Below are 12,480 nucleotides of genomic sequence, written 5' to 3'. Positions count from 1 at the left end.
GTGGATTACACGCGTTCGATGATGCCCGCCGCGCCCATGCCGGCGCCGACGCACATGGTGACCATGCCGTACTTCAGGTTGTTGCGGCGCAGGGCGTGGACGACGGTCGCGGCGCGGATCGCACCGGTCGCGCCCAGCGGGTGGCCCAGGGCGATCGCGCCGCCCATCGGGTTGACCTTGCTCGTGTCCAGGTTCAGGTCGCGGATCACGGCCAGTGCCTGTGCGGCGAAGGCTTCGTTCAGTTCGATCCAGTCCAGCTGGTCCTGCGTGATGCCGGCGGCGGCCAGCGCTGCGGGGATCGCGACCTTCGGGCCGATGCCCATGATCTCCGGCGGCACGCCGCGCACGGCGAACGACGAGAACTTGGCCAGCGGGGTCAGGTTGTGTTCACGCAGGATCTTTTCGCTGACGACGATCAGCGCACCGGCGCCGTCCGACATCTGCGACGACGTCGCTGCCGTCACGCTGCCCTTGGCGGCGAAGACGGGCTTCAGCTTCGCCATGCCTTCCATGCTGGCGTCGGCGCGCGGGCCTTCGTCCAGGTCCACGGTACGGCGCTTGACCTTGATCTCGCCGCTCGCCAGGTCCGGCGTGCGGGTGACGATTTCCACCGGGGTGATCTCGTCCTTGAACAGGCCGGCCTGCTGGGCGGCGATGGCCTTGCGGTGCGATTCCAGGCCGAATGCGTCCTGGTCTTCGCGGCTCACCTTCCACTGGGCGGCGACCTTCTCCGCCGTCAGACCCATGCCGTACGCGAGGCCCACGTTCTCGTCCTTGAACGTCTCCATGTTGATCGACGGGTGGTGGCCCATCATCGGCACCATCGACATCGATTCGACGCCGCCGGCGATCATCACGTCGGCCTCGCCGACGCGGATGCGGTCCGCAGCCATCGCCAGGGCGGTGATGCCCGAGGCGCAGTAGCGGTTGACGGTCACGCCGCCGACCGTGTTCGGCAGGCCTGCCAGCACGACGGCGTTACGGGCGACGTTGAAGCCCTGCTCCGCTTCCGGGAACGAGCAGCCGACGATGGCGTCGACGATCAGTGCCGGGTCCAGGTTCGGCACGGCGGCCATCGCGCCGCGGATGGCGGCCACCAGCAGGTCGTCCGGACGGGTCTTGTTGAAGAAGCCGCGCGGCGCCTTGCCGATCGGGGTGCGGGTCGCTGCGACGATGTATGCGTCTTGAAGTTGTTTGCTCATGTCAGTAGTCCTTAGTGTCGCGCCGCGATCAGTTACGTACCGGTTTACCGTTTTGCATCATGCCCATGATGCGTTCCTGGGTTTTCGGATTGTTCAGCAGCGAGACGAATGCCTTGCGCTCCATGTCGAGCAGCCACTGCTCGGACACGACGCTGCCCTGGTCGATGTCGCCACCGGAGACGATCTCCGCGATCGTGTCGCCCAGCTGGTAGTCGTACGCCGAGATGAAGCCGCCGTCGCGCATGTTGACCAGCTGGCCGCGGATCGTGCCCCAGCCATAACGGCCGGTGACGGTCACCGGGCGGCGCAGCGGTGCGCGGTAGCCGGCGTCGAACATCGAGCGCGCGGTGACTTTCGCCACGTGCAGCAGCTCGTACGGGTTGAAGACGATGACGTCGTCGTCCTTCAGGTAACCCATCGCCTTCGCTTCGAGGGCCGACTTCGACACCTGCGCGGTGGCCGCGTTGGTGAAACCGGTCTTCAGGAATTGCAGGATGTCGTTGCCCTTGGCGTCATTGGCCGCGCGCACTGCCGCTTCCTTCAGGCCGCCGCCGGCCGGCACCAGGCCGACGCCCACTTCCACGAGGCCGATGTACGACTCGATCGACGCGACGCGCTTCGATGCGTGCAGCGCCATTTCGCAGCCGCCGCCCAGGGCGAGACCCGCCACCGCGGCCACGACCGGGATGTTCGAGTATTTCATCGCCATGAACGTGTCCTGCAGTTCCTTGACGATCGGGTCCATCGCTTTCGCGCCGCCCGCCATGAAGGCCGGCAGGGCCGATTGCAGATCGGCGCCGGCCGAGAACGCGCCGCCGTCGGCCGCATCGGTATTCCAGATCACGATGCCCTTGAAGCCCTTCTCGGCTTCGGCCAGCGCGCGCTGGATGCCCTTGATGACGCCGTCGCCGATCACGTGCATCTTCGTCTTCAGCGAGATGACGAGGACTTCGTCGCCCGAGTGCCACAGGCGCACGGAATCGTCTTCGAACACGGTGGTGCCGGCGGTCTTCGGATCGTCGCCGCCCGCGCCTACGACCGGTGCGCGGAACTGCTGGCGCTCATAGACCGGCAGGTCCGAGCGCGGCACGTAGGCGTTCTTGGTGACGGAGTACGAACCTTCCGGCGTGTGCACACCCTTCTCGGCGACCGGTGCGCTGAACACCCATGCCGGCAGCGGTGCATCGGTCAGGGCCTTGCCCGCTTCGATGTCTTCCTTGACCCACTGGGCGATGGTGTTCCAGCCGGCGGCCTGCCACGTCTCGAACGGGCCGACGCTCCAGCCGAAGCCCCAGCGCATCGCGAAGTCGACGTCGCGCGCGTTGTCGGCGATCGAGTCGAGGTGGAAGGCGATGTAGTGGAAGGCGTCGCGGAAGATCGCCCACAGGAACTGCGCCTGCGGGTTCGTCGACTCGCGCATCGCCTTGAATTTCTTGACCGGGTCCTTTTCTTTCAGGATGCGTGCGACGATGTCGGCAGCCTTCGCGCCACCCGGCACGTATTCGCCGGTCGCGGTATCCAGGCGCATGATCTCCTTGCCGACCTTTTTATAGAAGCCGGCACCCGTCTTCTGGCCCAGCGCGCCTTTTTCGATCAGCTTCGCCAGCACGTCCGGCGTCTTGTACACGCTGAAGAACGGGTCGTCCTGCAGGTTGTCCTGCATCGTCTTGATGACGTGGCCCATCGTGTCCAGGCCGACGACGTCCGCCGTGCGGAACGTGCCCGACTTGGCGCGGCCCAGCTTGGCGCCGGTCAGGTCGTCGACGACGTCCACGGACAGGCCGAACTTCTCGGCTTCGTGGATCGTGGCCAGCATGCCGAAGATGCCGACGCGGTTGGCGATGAAGTTCGGCGTGTCTTTTGCACGCACGACGCCCTTGCCCAGCACGGACGTCAGGAAGGTCTCGAGCTGGTCGAGGATTGCCGGCTTCGTTGCGGCGGTCGGGATCAGCTCGACCAGGTGCATGTAGCGCGGCGGGTTGAAGAAGTGCACGCCGCAGAAGCGCGATTTCAGTTCGGCGTCGAAGCCTTCGGCCAGCTTCTCGATCGACAGGCCCGACGTGTTCGATGCGAAGATGGCGTTCGCGCCGATGTGTGGGGCGACCTTCTTGTACAGGTCGTGCTTCCAGTCCATGCGCTCGGCGATGGCTTCGATGATCAGGTCGCAGCCGGCCAGCACGTCGAGGTTGTCCTCGTAGTTGGCGACTTCGATCAGCGCCGCGTCTTCCTTGTTGCCCAGCGGGGCCGGCGACAGTTTTTTCAGGTTCTCGATGGCCTTCAGGACGATGCCGTTCTTGTTACCGCCGGAGCTTTGCTCCGGCTTCGCGGGCAGGTCGAACAGCACGACCGGGACCTTGGCGTTGACGCAGTGCGCAGCGATCTGCGCGCCCATCACGCCGGCGCCCAGCACGGCGACTTTCTTGACGATGAAATTAGACATCTCTCGTAATCCTCAGTGTTTTGGTGATGGTGCGATTTAGAACAGGTCTGCGTCCAGCGCCATCAGGTTCGAAGAACCCGAACGTGCCTGGCGGATCAGCGTCGCGGTTTCCGGGTACAGGCGGGCGAAGTAGAAGCGTGCGGTCGCCAGTTTCGATTCGTAGAACTTGTCGCCCGAATCCTTCTTGGCCAGCGCGATCTTCGCCATCTGCGCGAAGAAGTACGAGAACACCATGTGGCCCACGACGCGCAGGTAAGGCACGGCGGCGGCGCCCACTTCGTCCTGGTTCTGGAAGGCCTTCATGCCGATTTCCATCGTCAGCTTGCCAACCTTCTCGCCCAGTTCGCCCAGCGGGCTGACGAATTCGGCCATCTGCTCGTCCAGGCCGTTCTCTTCGACGAACGCCTTGACCTTCTCGCCGAACGCGCGCAGCTTGGCGCCGTTGTCCATCAGGATCTTACGGCCCAGCAGGTCGAGCGACTGCACGGTGTTCGTGCCTTCGTAGATCATGTTGATGCGGGCGTCGCGCACGTACTGCTCCATGCCCCACTCGCTGATGTAGCCGTGGCCGCCGTACACCTGCATCGCTTCCGACGTGGCGATCCAGCCGTTGTCGGTGATGAAGGCCTTCACGATCGGGGTCAGCAGCGCGACTTCGCCGGCGGCTTCCTTGCGGACTTCTTCGTCCGGGTGGTTCAGTTCGCGGTCGATCTGCAGCGCGACGTACGACGTCAGCGCGCGCGCGCCTTCCGCGTAGGCTTTCGCCGTCAGCAGCATGCGGCGCACGTCCGGGTGGACGATGATCGGGTCGGCCGGCTTGTCCGGTGCCTTCGGGCCCGACAGGCTGCGCATCTGGATACGGTCTTTTGCGTAGACGAGTGCGTTCTGGTACGCGACTTCGGTCAGGCCCAGCGACTGCATGCCGACGCCCAGGCGCGCGGCGTTCATGAACACGAACATCGCGTTCAGGCCCTTGTGCGGCTGGCCGATCAGCGTGCCGATCGCGCCGTCCAGGTTCATCTGGCAGGTCGAGTTGCCGTGGATGCCCATCTTCTCTTCGATGGCGCCGCAGGTGATGCCGTTGCGCTTGCCGACGGTACCGTCCGCGTTCGGCAGGAATTTCGGCACGAGGAACAGCGAGATGCCTTTCGAGCCTTCCGGTGCGTCCGGCAGGCGGGCCAGCACGAGGTGGACGATGTTTTCCGACATGTCGTGCTCGCCGGCCGAGATGAAGATCTTCGAGCCGGTGATGCTGTACGTGCCGTCGGCTTGCGGTTCGGCCTTCGTGCGCAGCAGGCCCAGGTCGGTGCCGCAGTGCGCTTCGGTCAGGCACATCGTGCCGGTCCATTCACCCGACACGAGTTTCGGCAGGTAGAACTTCTTCTGGTCGTCGGTGCCGTGTTCCTTCAGGCACTCGTACGCGCCGTGCGACAGGCCCGGGTACATGGTCCATGCCTGGTTCGACGAGTTCAGCATCTCGTAGAACGAGTTGTTCAGCGAGACCGGCAGGCCCTGGCCGCCGTATTCCGGATCGCAGGCCAGCGCGGCCCAGCCGCCTTCCACGTACTGTTTATAGGCTTCCTTGAAGCCCTTCGGCGTGGTGACGGTCTTGGTGGCGGCGTCGTAGTGGCAGCCTTCGCGGTCGCCGCTGTGGTTCAGCGGGAACAGCACTTCCTGCGTGAATTTCGCGCCTTCTTCCAGCACCTGGTTGATGATGTCGGCGTCGATCTCCTGGTACGCCGGCAGGTTCTTGAATTCTTCGGTGACGTTGAGGAACTCGTGCAGAACGAACTGCATATCCCGAAGTGGCGCGACGTACTGACCCATGTTGTTCTCCTGACAGGTGGATATTGTGTGTTGAATTACTGAGCGCCGGCCGTAGCTGCCTGGCTGTCTTGCTTGTTGGGGTTGCGGTAATCTGCGATGAGGCGCGCGAAGCCGCGGTGCGCGCGGTCGACGGCGCCCGGCAGGCGCAGGAAGCGCGCATCGTGGTGCACCGCCAGCACGAGGCCGTACATCTCGTACACGAGCTGCTCGGGATCGGTGCCCGGCTTGAGGTCGCCGCATTCGATGGCCTGTTGCGCGCAGCGCAGCAGGGCGCCCTGCCACGTGCGGACCATGGCGACGAGTTCTTCGCGGATCGGGCCCGGACGGTCGTCGTATTCGACGGCGCCACTGATATAGATGCAGCCGGACGCGATCTCGACCGACACGCGCTTGAGCCAGTGATTGAACATCGCCTCCAGGCGCGGCAGGCCGCGGGGTTCCTTCAGGCTGGGGAAGAAGACTTCCTGCTCGAAACGGCGGTGGTACAGCTTGAGCACGTCGATCTGCAAGTCTTCGCGCGAACCGAAGTGCGCGAAGACGCCTGATTTGCTCATGCTCATGCGGTCGGCCAGCAGGCCGATCGTCAAGCCTTCGAGACCGTCGCGGCTGGCGAGCTCGAGCGCAACATCGAGGATGGCGGCCCGCGTCATCTCGCCTTTGCGCATGCTCATCGATTTAGCTGTCGTGTTAATAATATGCCTCGCGTAAGGAAGGATTTTCTCTGACCGAAAAAATCCGAACGCTCGTACTATTATCTACCAGCCGATAAATGTCAAACGGGAACTTAGAGGCGCCGTTCTAGTGCCTTGGCCACAACACGCGGCGAGGTGTCAGCCGCCGGCGCGGGTCAGGGCGCGGCGGTCGCGCTTGGTCGGGCGGCCCTTGATCGTGCTGCCCGGTTCGGGGAACAAACGGCGTGCTTCCTGGTCGTTTTCGCGGCGCACGAGGCTCTCTTCCGTCTCGCGGTACAGCGCCTGGGCGACGGGTGCGGGGCCGCGCTTGTCGGACAGCCCCAGCACGACCACTTCCCACCGGTTCGAACCGTTGTCGATGAAAATCTTATCATCGACCTTGACGGAACGGGCGGGTTTCACAGGTTCGCCGCCAATGCGCACGCGCCCGCGGTCGACGGCATCCGCGGCCAGCGAGCGCGTCTTGAAAAAGCGCGCGGCCCACAGCCATTTGTCGATTCTTACGTTGTCGTTGTCCGTCATCACAGTTCCACTCAGGCGTAGCCGATCGCCACGACCCGCATCGTCATTTTATAGAGAAAATAGGCCATTTCGTGGCCGCAGCGGCGCACCCAACCCAGTTGCCGCAGATCATCCATGCATACCTGCACGCCGTCGGCGACGCCGCGCTCGATCTGGCGCGCGAGCGTCATCGCGAACCGGGCATCGCGCACGACGACGTTCGCCTCCTGGTTGACGAACAGCGACAGCCCGTCGCAATTGCTGGACCCGACCGTCGCCCAGTTGTCGTCCACGACCGCCACTTTGGCATGCAGCTGCGTCTTGCGGTATTCGAAGATGCGCACGCCGGCCGCGAGCAGCTGCGGATAAAACGACGACGCGACGGCATCCTGCATGCGAAACTCGCCCACGCCGATCATCAGGCACACGTCGACGCCACGCCGCGCGGCCTGGCACAGCGCGTCGCGGAACTTGCGGTGCGGCGCGAAATACGGCGTGGCCATCAGCACGCGCTTGCGCGCACGGCCGATCGCCTGCAGGTAGGCGCGCTGGATCGTGCGGCGGTTGCGCAGGTTGTCGCGCACGACGAACGCGGCGCGCATCGGATGGTCGCCCAGCGCGGCCGGCTGCTTGCGCATCTCGCGGAACAGGTTGATGCGGCGGACGAGCGGCAGGTGACCCGCCCGCGCCCACTGCGCCTGCGCTTCGCGGTGGATCTCCGCCACGAGCGGCCCGCGTACGCGCACGGCGAAATCCCAGCGGGGCGCCGGCAGCGGCGCGTGCGGTTCGTAGTCGTGCAGGTTGTCGTCGTTCGTGTTGATGCCGCCGACAAACGCGACCTCGCGGTCCATCACGGCAATCTTGCGATGGCTGCGCGCGGCGCCCCGCTTGAACCATGGGTTGAACATGCGGTAGTGCACCCCGGCGCCGCAGAACTCTTCTTTCAGGCGGCATGCGGTGCGGTTGCCCGTGCCGAACCAGTCGGCCAGCACGCGCACCTTGACGCCGCGCTGTGCGGCGCGGATCAGCGCGGCGGTGACGGCACGCGCGGTGTCATCCTCGGCATAGATATAGGTCTCGTACAGGATCTCCTGCCGGGCCGCATCGATGGCCGCCAGCAGCGCCGGGAAATAGGTGCTGCCGCTTTCGAGGAGGGTAACGTCGTTGTTGGCTACATACGTGACGGTGCGCATCGCTAGGTCAGCTGCAGGTTGGCCACGATCGGTGCATGGTCCGACAGGCGCGCCCACTGCGGGCCGTGCAGCACTTCGGCATGCTCGACCTGGAAGCCGCGCACATAGATCCGGTCGAGCCGGAACCAGGGCAGCGCAGCAGGAAACGTCCGCGCCGGGACGAGGCGTTTTTCGCGCCCGGCCGCACTGCGCACCATGTCGCCGATCCTCACGCCGAGCCGCGACGGCCGCTCCAGTTCGTCGAACACCTCGACGACGCCCAGCTTCGCGCGCAGGCAGTCGCTGAGGGTGTTGCGCCAGTCGTTGAAGTCGCCGGCGATGATGACGGGCTCGCCGTCGCGCGCGGAATCCTGCACGCAGTTGATCAGCAAGTCCGTCTGGCGCCGGCGGCTGCCTTCGAACAGGCCCAGGTGCACGACGTAGCAATGCACGTTGCCGGACGCCGTCTCGAGCACGCAGTGCAGGATGCCCCGCTGTTCGTAAGCGTGGTCGGACACGTCGTGGTTGTTCTGGTTCGCGATCGGAAAGCCGGACAGCAGCGCGTTGCCGTGGTGGCCGTGGTCGTACACGGCGTTCATGCCATAGGCCGCGTGCAGGTTTTCGCCGGCGAAGAATTCGTGCTGGGCCTTCTCGGGCCAGTGATGATGGGGGCTGCGGATCTTTTCGCCGTAGCGCGCCTGGTAGCGGTCGTGCCGCCCCTGCACTTCCTGCAGGAACACGACGTCCGCATCGAAGGCACCGATGGCTTTTTTCAGCGCCAACACGCGCGGCGTACTACGAAAGGAAGAGACGCCTTTGTGAATGTTGTAGGTCGCAACACGGATTTTCATGGGAACATTGTAACCCCATCAGTCCGTGCCTTTGCGAGGCGGGAAGCGCAATCGTGCGCGGGGGGAGCCCTTCCCGGCTCATGGCCGGAAAAGGCGTAGGGTAATGCTCAGGGTGCGACGGCGGCGTGTCTGTAGTCGCCGGTCGGCAGAGGACGCGCTTGGGGTGGGGTGACGGGGTCGCGGTAAACCGGATTCGTGCGCAGCGGACCTATCAGGCGAAGACCGCTCAACAGCTCGATGCACAGGTAATCGTTATCGACGCCAACGTCCTTGACCTTCTGCTCGTGTCTGCGTTCGCTCATAATTCCTCCCTTTGTTGGACATTGCTAAAGTGTTAAGTCGCCAGAAACGACCGGTTGACCTTAATGAAATCGATTAACCCTGTCAAACCGCCTAATGTATCGTGCGCCGCGATCTCTTCCGAATTTAATTCCGAATTCCTAGGGGGATTTATCCCCTGTGACAGGAATCACGCAACATTGATCAACGAAAAAATCACGCATTATCACGCCGATCAACTCTGTTCAATTAAAAATTAGTTAACATTTTAACCGCAGCGGCGCATTTCGCCGCCGCGCGTCCGGCATGGTGTTGATGGTATTTTGGACTCGGCCGGGCTCAGGAAGTTCCGGCCGGCTGTGCCGTGTGAGATGCCGGGCTGTCCCGGCCGGAGATCAGATGACGACGCCCGCTTCGGGCACCGGGCGGAACCGCGGCAGCACGACGCGGAAGCGCGTGCCCTTGCCCACTTCGCTGTGCACGTCGAAGCGGCCGCCATGCTTTTGCACGATGCCGTACGACAGCGACAGGCCCAGGCCCGTGCCCTTGCCCACCGGCTTGGTCGTGAAGAACGGTTCGAAGATGCGCCCCAGCTTGTCCGGCGCGATGCCGGTCCCCGTGTCCTCGACCTCGATCCATACCTGGCGCTCGTCGTAGCCAGTGCGCAGCGTGATGCGCCCGGTCTTCTCGATCGCGTGCGCGGCATTGACCAGAAGGTTCATGAACACCTGGTTCAGCTGCGACGGATAGCATTCGATCTGCGGCAGGTTCGCGTACTCCTTGGTCACCTCGGCCTTGTATTTGACCTCGTTCCAGACGACGTTCAGCGTGCTGTTCAGGCCCGCCTCGAGGTCGGCGTACTGCAGGCCGCCGCCGTCGACGTGCGAGAAATCCTTCATGTCCTGCACGATCCGGCGCACGCGGTCGATGCCGTCCATCGATTCGCGCAGCAGCGGCTCCAGGTCTTCGCGCAGGTAGTCGGCGTCGACTTCCTTCTTCAGGCGCGCGATCGAGGCGCGGTCGTCCGGACTGAGCGAGCTTTCCAGCGCCTCGTAACTGTCGAGCAGCTTGAGCATCGCCTGGGCATACCGCTGCAGGCTGCCCAGGTTCGAGTTGACGAAGCCGATCGGGTTGTTGATCTCGTGGGCGACGCCGGCCGCCAGCACGCCGATGGAGGCCATCTTTTCCGCCTGCAGCAGCTGGCTCTGGGCCTCGCCCAGTTTCTTGATCAGGTCCGCCTGGCGCGCCTTTTCCTGCTCCAGCGTGGCGTTCGCCTCGCGCAGGTCGCGCGTGCGTTCGCGCACTTTCGATTCCAGCTGGTCGCGCGACTCGCGCAGCGCTTCCTCGGCGCGATGGCGCTCGGTCACGTCGGTATAGCCGAACACGCGGCCGATCACGCGCTCGCCCAGGAACTGCGGTCGCGAGCGGCACTCGAAGAAGCGGCCGTTCTTCAGGCGAAACAGGTCTTGCGTCTCGGCCGTGTCGGCCACCTGGCGCAGGCGGCTGCGGATCACGTCGCTCTCTTCGACCTGGCCCGCGATGTATTCGATGATGCCGTCGTCCTCGCCCGCCTGCAGCAGCACGGCGGGGATGTCCCACATCGCGGAGAACAGCCGGTTCATGCTCGTGATCTTGCCGTGCCAGTCGATGACGAGGATGCCGTCGGCCGTGGACTCGAGCGTCGTGCGCAGCTGCGCGAGGGTCTGCTCGAGCAACGCCTCGACCTGGCGCTCGTGGCGGCGGTCGCGCGCACGCACGAGCAGCAGCCGCCGGCCGGCGTCGTCGATCACGCGCACCGACTTCATCACCGTCAGCAGCGAGGCGTCGGCGCATAAATACTCGCCTTCCTGCGCCTCGACGTCGAGATACTGGCCTGCGCGCACGTCCTCCCAATAGAACACGTCCTGCAGGGAGCTTTCGATATCGGTGATCACCATCCCCTGCAACTGCTCGCGCGAATAGCCGAGCACCTGCTCGACCATGCGGCTGGCGACGAGGATGCGCAAATCCGCCGGGTCGACCACCATCGCCATGTACGGGCTGTGGTCGACCATCAGCTGGTGCAGGCTCATGACTGGCTCCTGCGGCCCGGGTCGCGGGCGTCGAAATAATAGCTGACGCGCTTGCGCGGGCTGAGGTAGTTATAGATGTCCTTCGGCACCTGGGACGGGCGGATCGACTTCACGATGTTCAGGTCGGGCTGCTGCTCGAGGTCGACGACGATCGCTTCCTCGCGCGGCACGCTGGCCTCGTAGATCATGACCTGGGGCCGCGTCGGCTTCGCCGTATTGACGTTGACGACCATGCCGACGACGCCGTTCGCGAACTGGACGATCGTGCCCGGCGGGTAGACGCCGAGGCAGCGGATGAACACCTGCAGCAGCTTCGGATCGAAGCGGCTGCGCATCTTGGCGAACATCAGCGACAGCGCCTCGTGCGGCGTGAGCGACTCGGCCGGGTTACGCGGATTGCATAACTCGTCATAATGGTTCGCGATCGAGACGATGCGGGCCAGGACGCTGGTCGCCTCGCCCTGCAGGTGGCGCGGGTAGCCGGTGCCGTCGAACATCTCGTGGTGGTCGCGGATGATGCCCAGCGCCGGCGCCGCCAGGCCCAGCTTCCGGCCGATCTCGAAGCCGCCCTCGCAATGCGTCTCCATGAGCGCCTGCTCCGCGTGGTTGTAGGCGTCGAGCTTGTTCAACACCTTGTCCGGGATGTTCTTCGTGCCGATGTCGTGCAGCAGCGCGCCCATGCCCAGCACGTTGGCCAGCTCGTGCGGCAGCTTGATGTCGCGCGCGATCATCATCGACAGCATCGTGACGTTCAGCGAGTGGACGTAGACTTCCTCGCCGCCCAGCTTGTCGCCCATCAGGTTGATCGCGAGCTCGGGCGCGGACAGGATCGATTCCGTGATCTGGCCGATCAGCTTGCCGGCCACGCGCACGGTCTCGGCCGGCTGGGAAAACAGGTTGCGGTCGATGTCGCGGATCGCACGCGCCGTGTTCACGAACGCCTGCTCGACGCGGCCGGCATTCTCGCGCTGTTCGCGGATGCGTTCCATCATTTCCCGCTTCGCCGCCATGACGGGCGACTCGGCACGCGCTTCCGCCGACGCGGCAGGCTGTGGTGGCGGCGCGGGCTGCTCCGGCGCGGCGGACGGCACGGGCACGTCGCTGAGCGCGGGATCGACGCGGACGGTGTCGATCCCGAGGCCGCGCAAGGTGCGCAGCTGGTCCTCGGTCTTGACCTTGAAATGGCTGAATGCGAACGGGTGCTGGAACCACTTCAGGTCGAGGTGGATATACAGGCCGATCTGGACTTGGTCGATTGGAATGGTGAGCGTGTCGGCCATGATGAGCCTCGGAACGTGGACACTTGCGGTGGAGTCTTCAAGACCGAAAGTATCAACTCCCACCCATTTCGGTCAAGAAACATTTGTTTCCATGTGGAATTTGTGACACGCGCTTAGGGCGACAACCAATATTCTACCGGTTGGGTGCTTGCAACAGTGCCGCG

Annotated in this window: 10 protein-coding genes; all 10 read right to left on the bottom strand. The window is 64.5% G+C overall.

The genetic code is table 11. From position 1 onward, the window contains the following. Positions 1 to 5: 5 nt before the first annotated feature. Positions 6 to 1,202, bottom strand: coding sequence for an acetyl-CoA C-acyltransferase (locus NX784_RS05855; protein WP_258815725.1), 1,197 nt, complete (start codon positions 1,200 to 1,202; stop codon positions 6 to 8). A gap of 28 nt (positions 1,203 to 1,230) precedes the next feature. Next, positions 1,231 to 3,642: a 3-hydroxyacyl-CoA dehydrogenase/enoyl-CoA hydratase family protein gene (locus tag NX784_RS05850; RefSeq protein WP_258815724.1), complete on the bottom strand. Its 2,412-nt coding sequence runs from the start codon at positions 3,640 to 3,642 to the stop codon at positions 1,231 to 1,233. Positions 3,643 to 3,678: 36 nt separating this feature from the next. After that, the gene (locus tag NX784_RS05845; protein ID WP_258815723.1) at positions 3,679 to 5,469 is read right to left on the bottom strand and encodes an acyl-CoA dehydrogenase C-terminal domain-containing protein; all 1,791 of its coding nucleotides are present in this window, start codon (positions 5,467 to 5,469) and stop codon (positions 3,679 to 3,681) included. A gap of 35 nt (positions 5,470 to 5,504) precedes the next feature. Then, the gene (locus tag NX784_RS05840) at positions 5,505 to 6,134 is read right to left on the bottom strand and encodes a TetR/AcrR family transcriptional regulator (protein ID WP_166859682.1); all 630 of its coding nucleotides are present in this window, start codon (positions 6,132 to 6,134) and stop codon (positions 5,505 to 5,507) included. A 165-nt stretch (positions 6,135 to 6,299) separates the two neighbouring features. Next, the gene (locus NX784_RS05835) at positions 6,300 to 6,683 is read right to left on the bottom strand and encodes an RNA-binding S4 domain-containing protein (RefSeq protein WP_258815722.1); all 384 of its coding nucleotides are present in this window, start codon (positions 6,681 to 6,683) and stop codon (positions 6,300 to 6,302) included. Positions 6,684 to 6,694: 11 nt separating this feature from the next. After that, positions 6,695 to 7,855 carry a cardiolipin synthase ClsB gene (gene clsB / locus NX784_RS05830; protein ID WP_258815721.1) on the bottom strand — a complete coding sequence of 387 codons (1,161 nt, stop codon included), beginning with the start codon at positions 7,853 to 7,855 and terminating at the stop codon, positions 6,695 to 6,697. A 2-nt stretch (positions 7,856 to 7,857) separates the two neighbouring features. Then, complete coding sequence (locus NX784_RS05825; protein ID WP_258815720.1) at positions 7,858 to 8,685, bottom strand: endonuclease/exonuclease/phosphatase family protein; 828 nt, start codon at positions 8,683 to 8,685, stop codon at positions 7,858 to 7,860. 107 nt (positions 8,686 to 8,792) lie between these two features. Then, positions 8,793 to 8,987 (bottom strand): hypothetical protein, encoded by a 195-nt coding sequence (locus NX784_RS05820; protein ID WP_166859492.1) that lies wholly within the window; start codon positions 8,985 to 8,987, stop codon positions 8,793 to 8,795. Between the two features lie 372 nt (positions 8,988 to 9,359). Further along, a complete protein-coding gene (locus NX784_RS05815) occupies positions 9,360 to 11,036 on the bottom strand; it encodes a PAS domain-containing sensor histidine kinase (protein ID WP_258815719.1) in 1,677 nt (558 codons plus the stop codon). Then, positions 11,033 to 12,316, bottom strand: coding sequence for an HD-GYP domain-containing protein (locus NX784_RS05810; protein ID WP_258815718.1), 1,284 nt, complete (start codon positions 12,314 to 12,316; stop codon positions 11,033 to 11,035). Before NX784_RS05810 ends, NX784_RS05815 begins: the two co-directional genes overlap by 4 nt. Between the last annotated feature and the right edge of the window lie 164 nt (positions 12,317 to 12,480).

The organism is Massilia pinisoli, assembly GCF_024753285.1.
Taxonomy (GTDB): domain Bacteria; phylum Pseudomonadota; class Gammaproteobacteria; order Burkholderiales; family Burkholderiaceae_D; genus Telluria; species Telluria pinisoli.
Note: the sequence above shows the minus strand (reverse complement) of the source record. Positions and strands in the feature narration are given on the sequence as shown.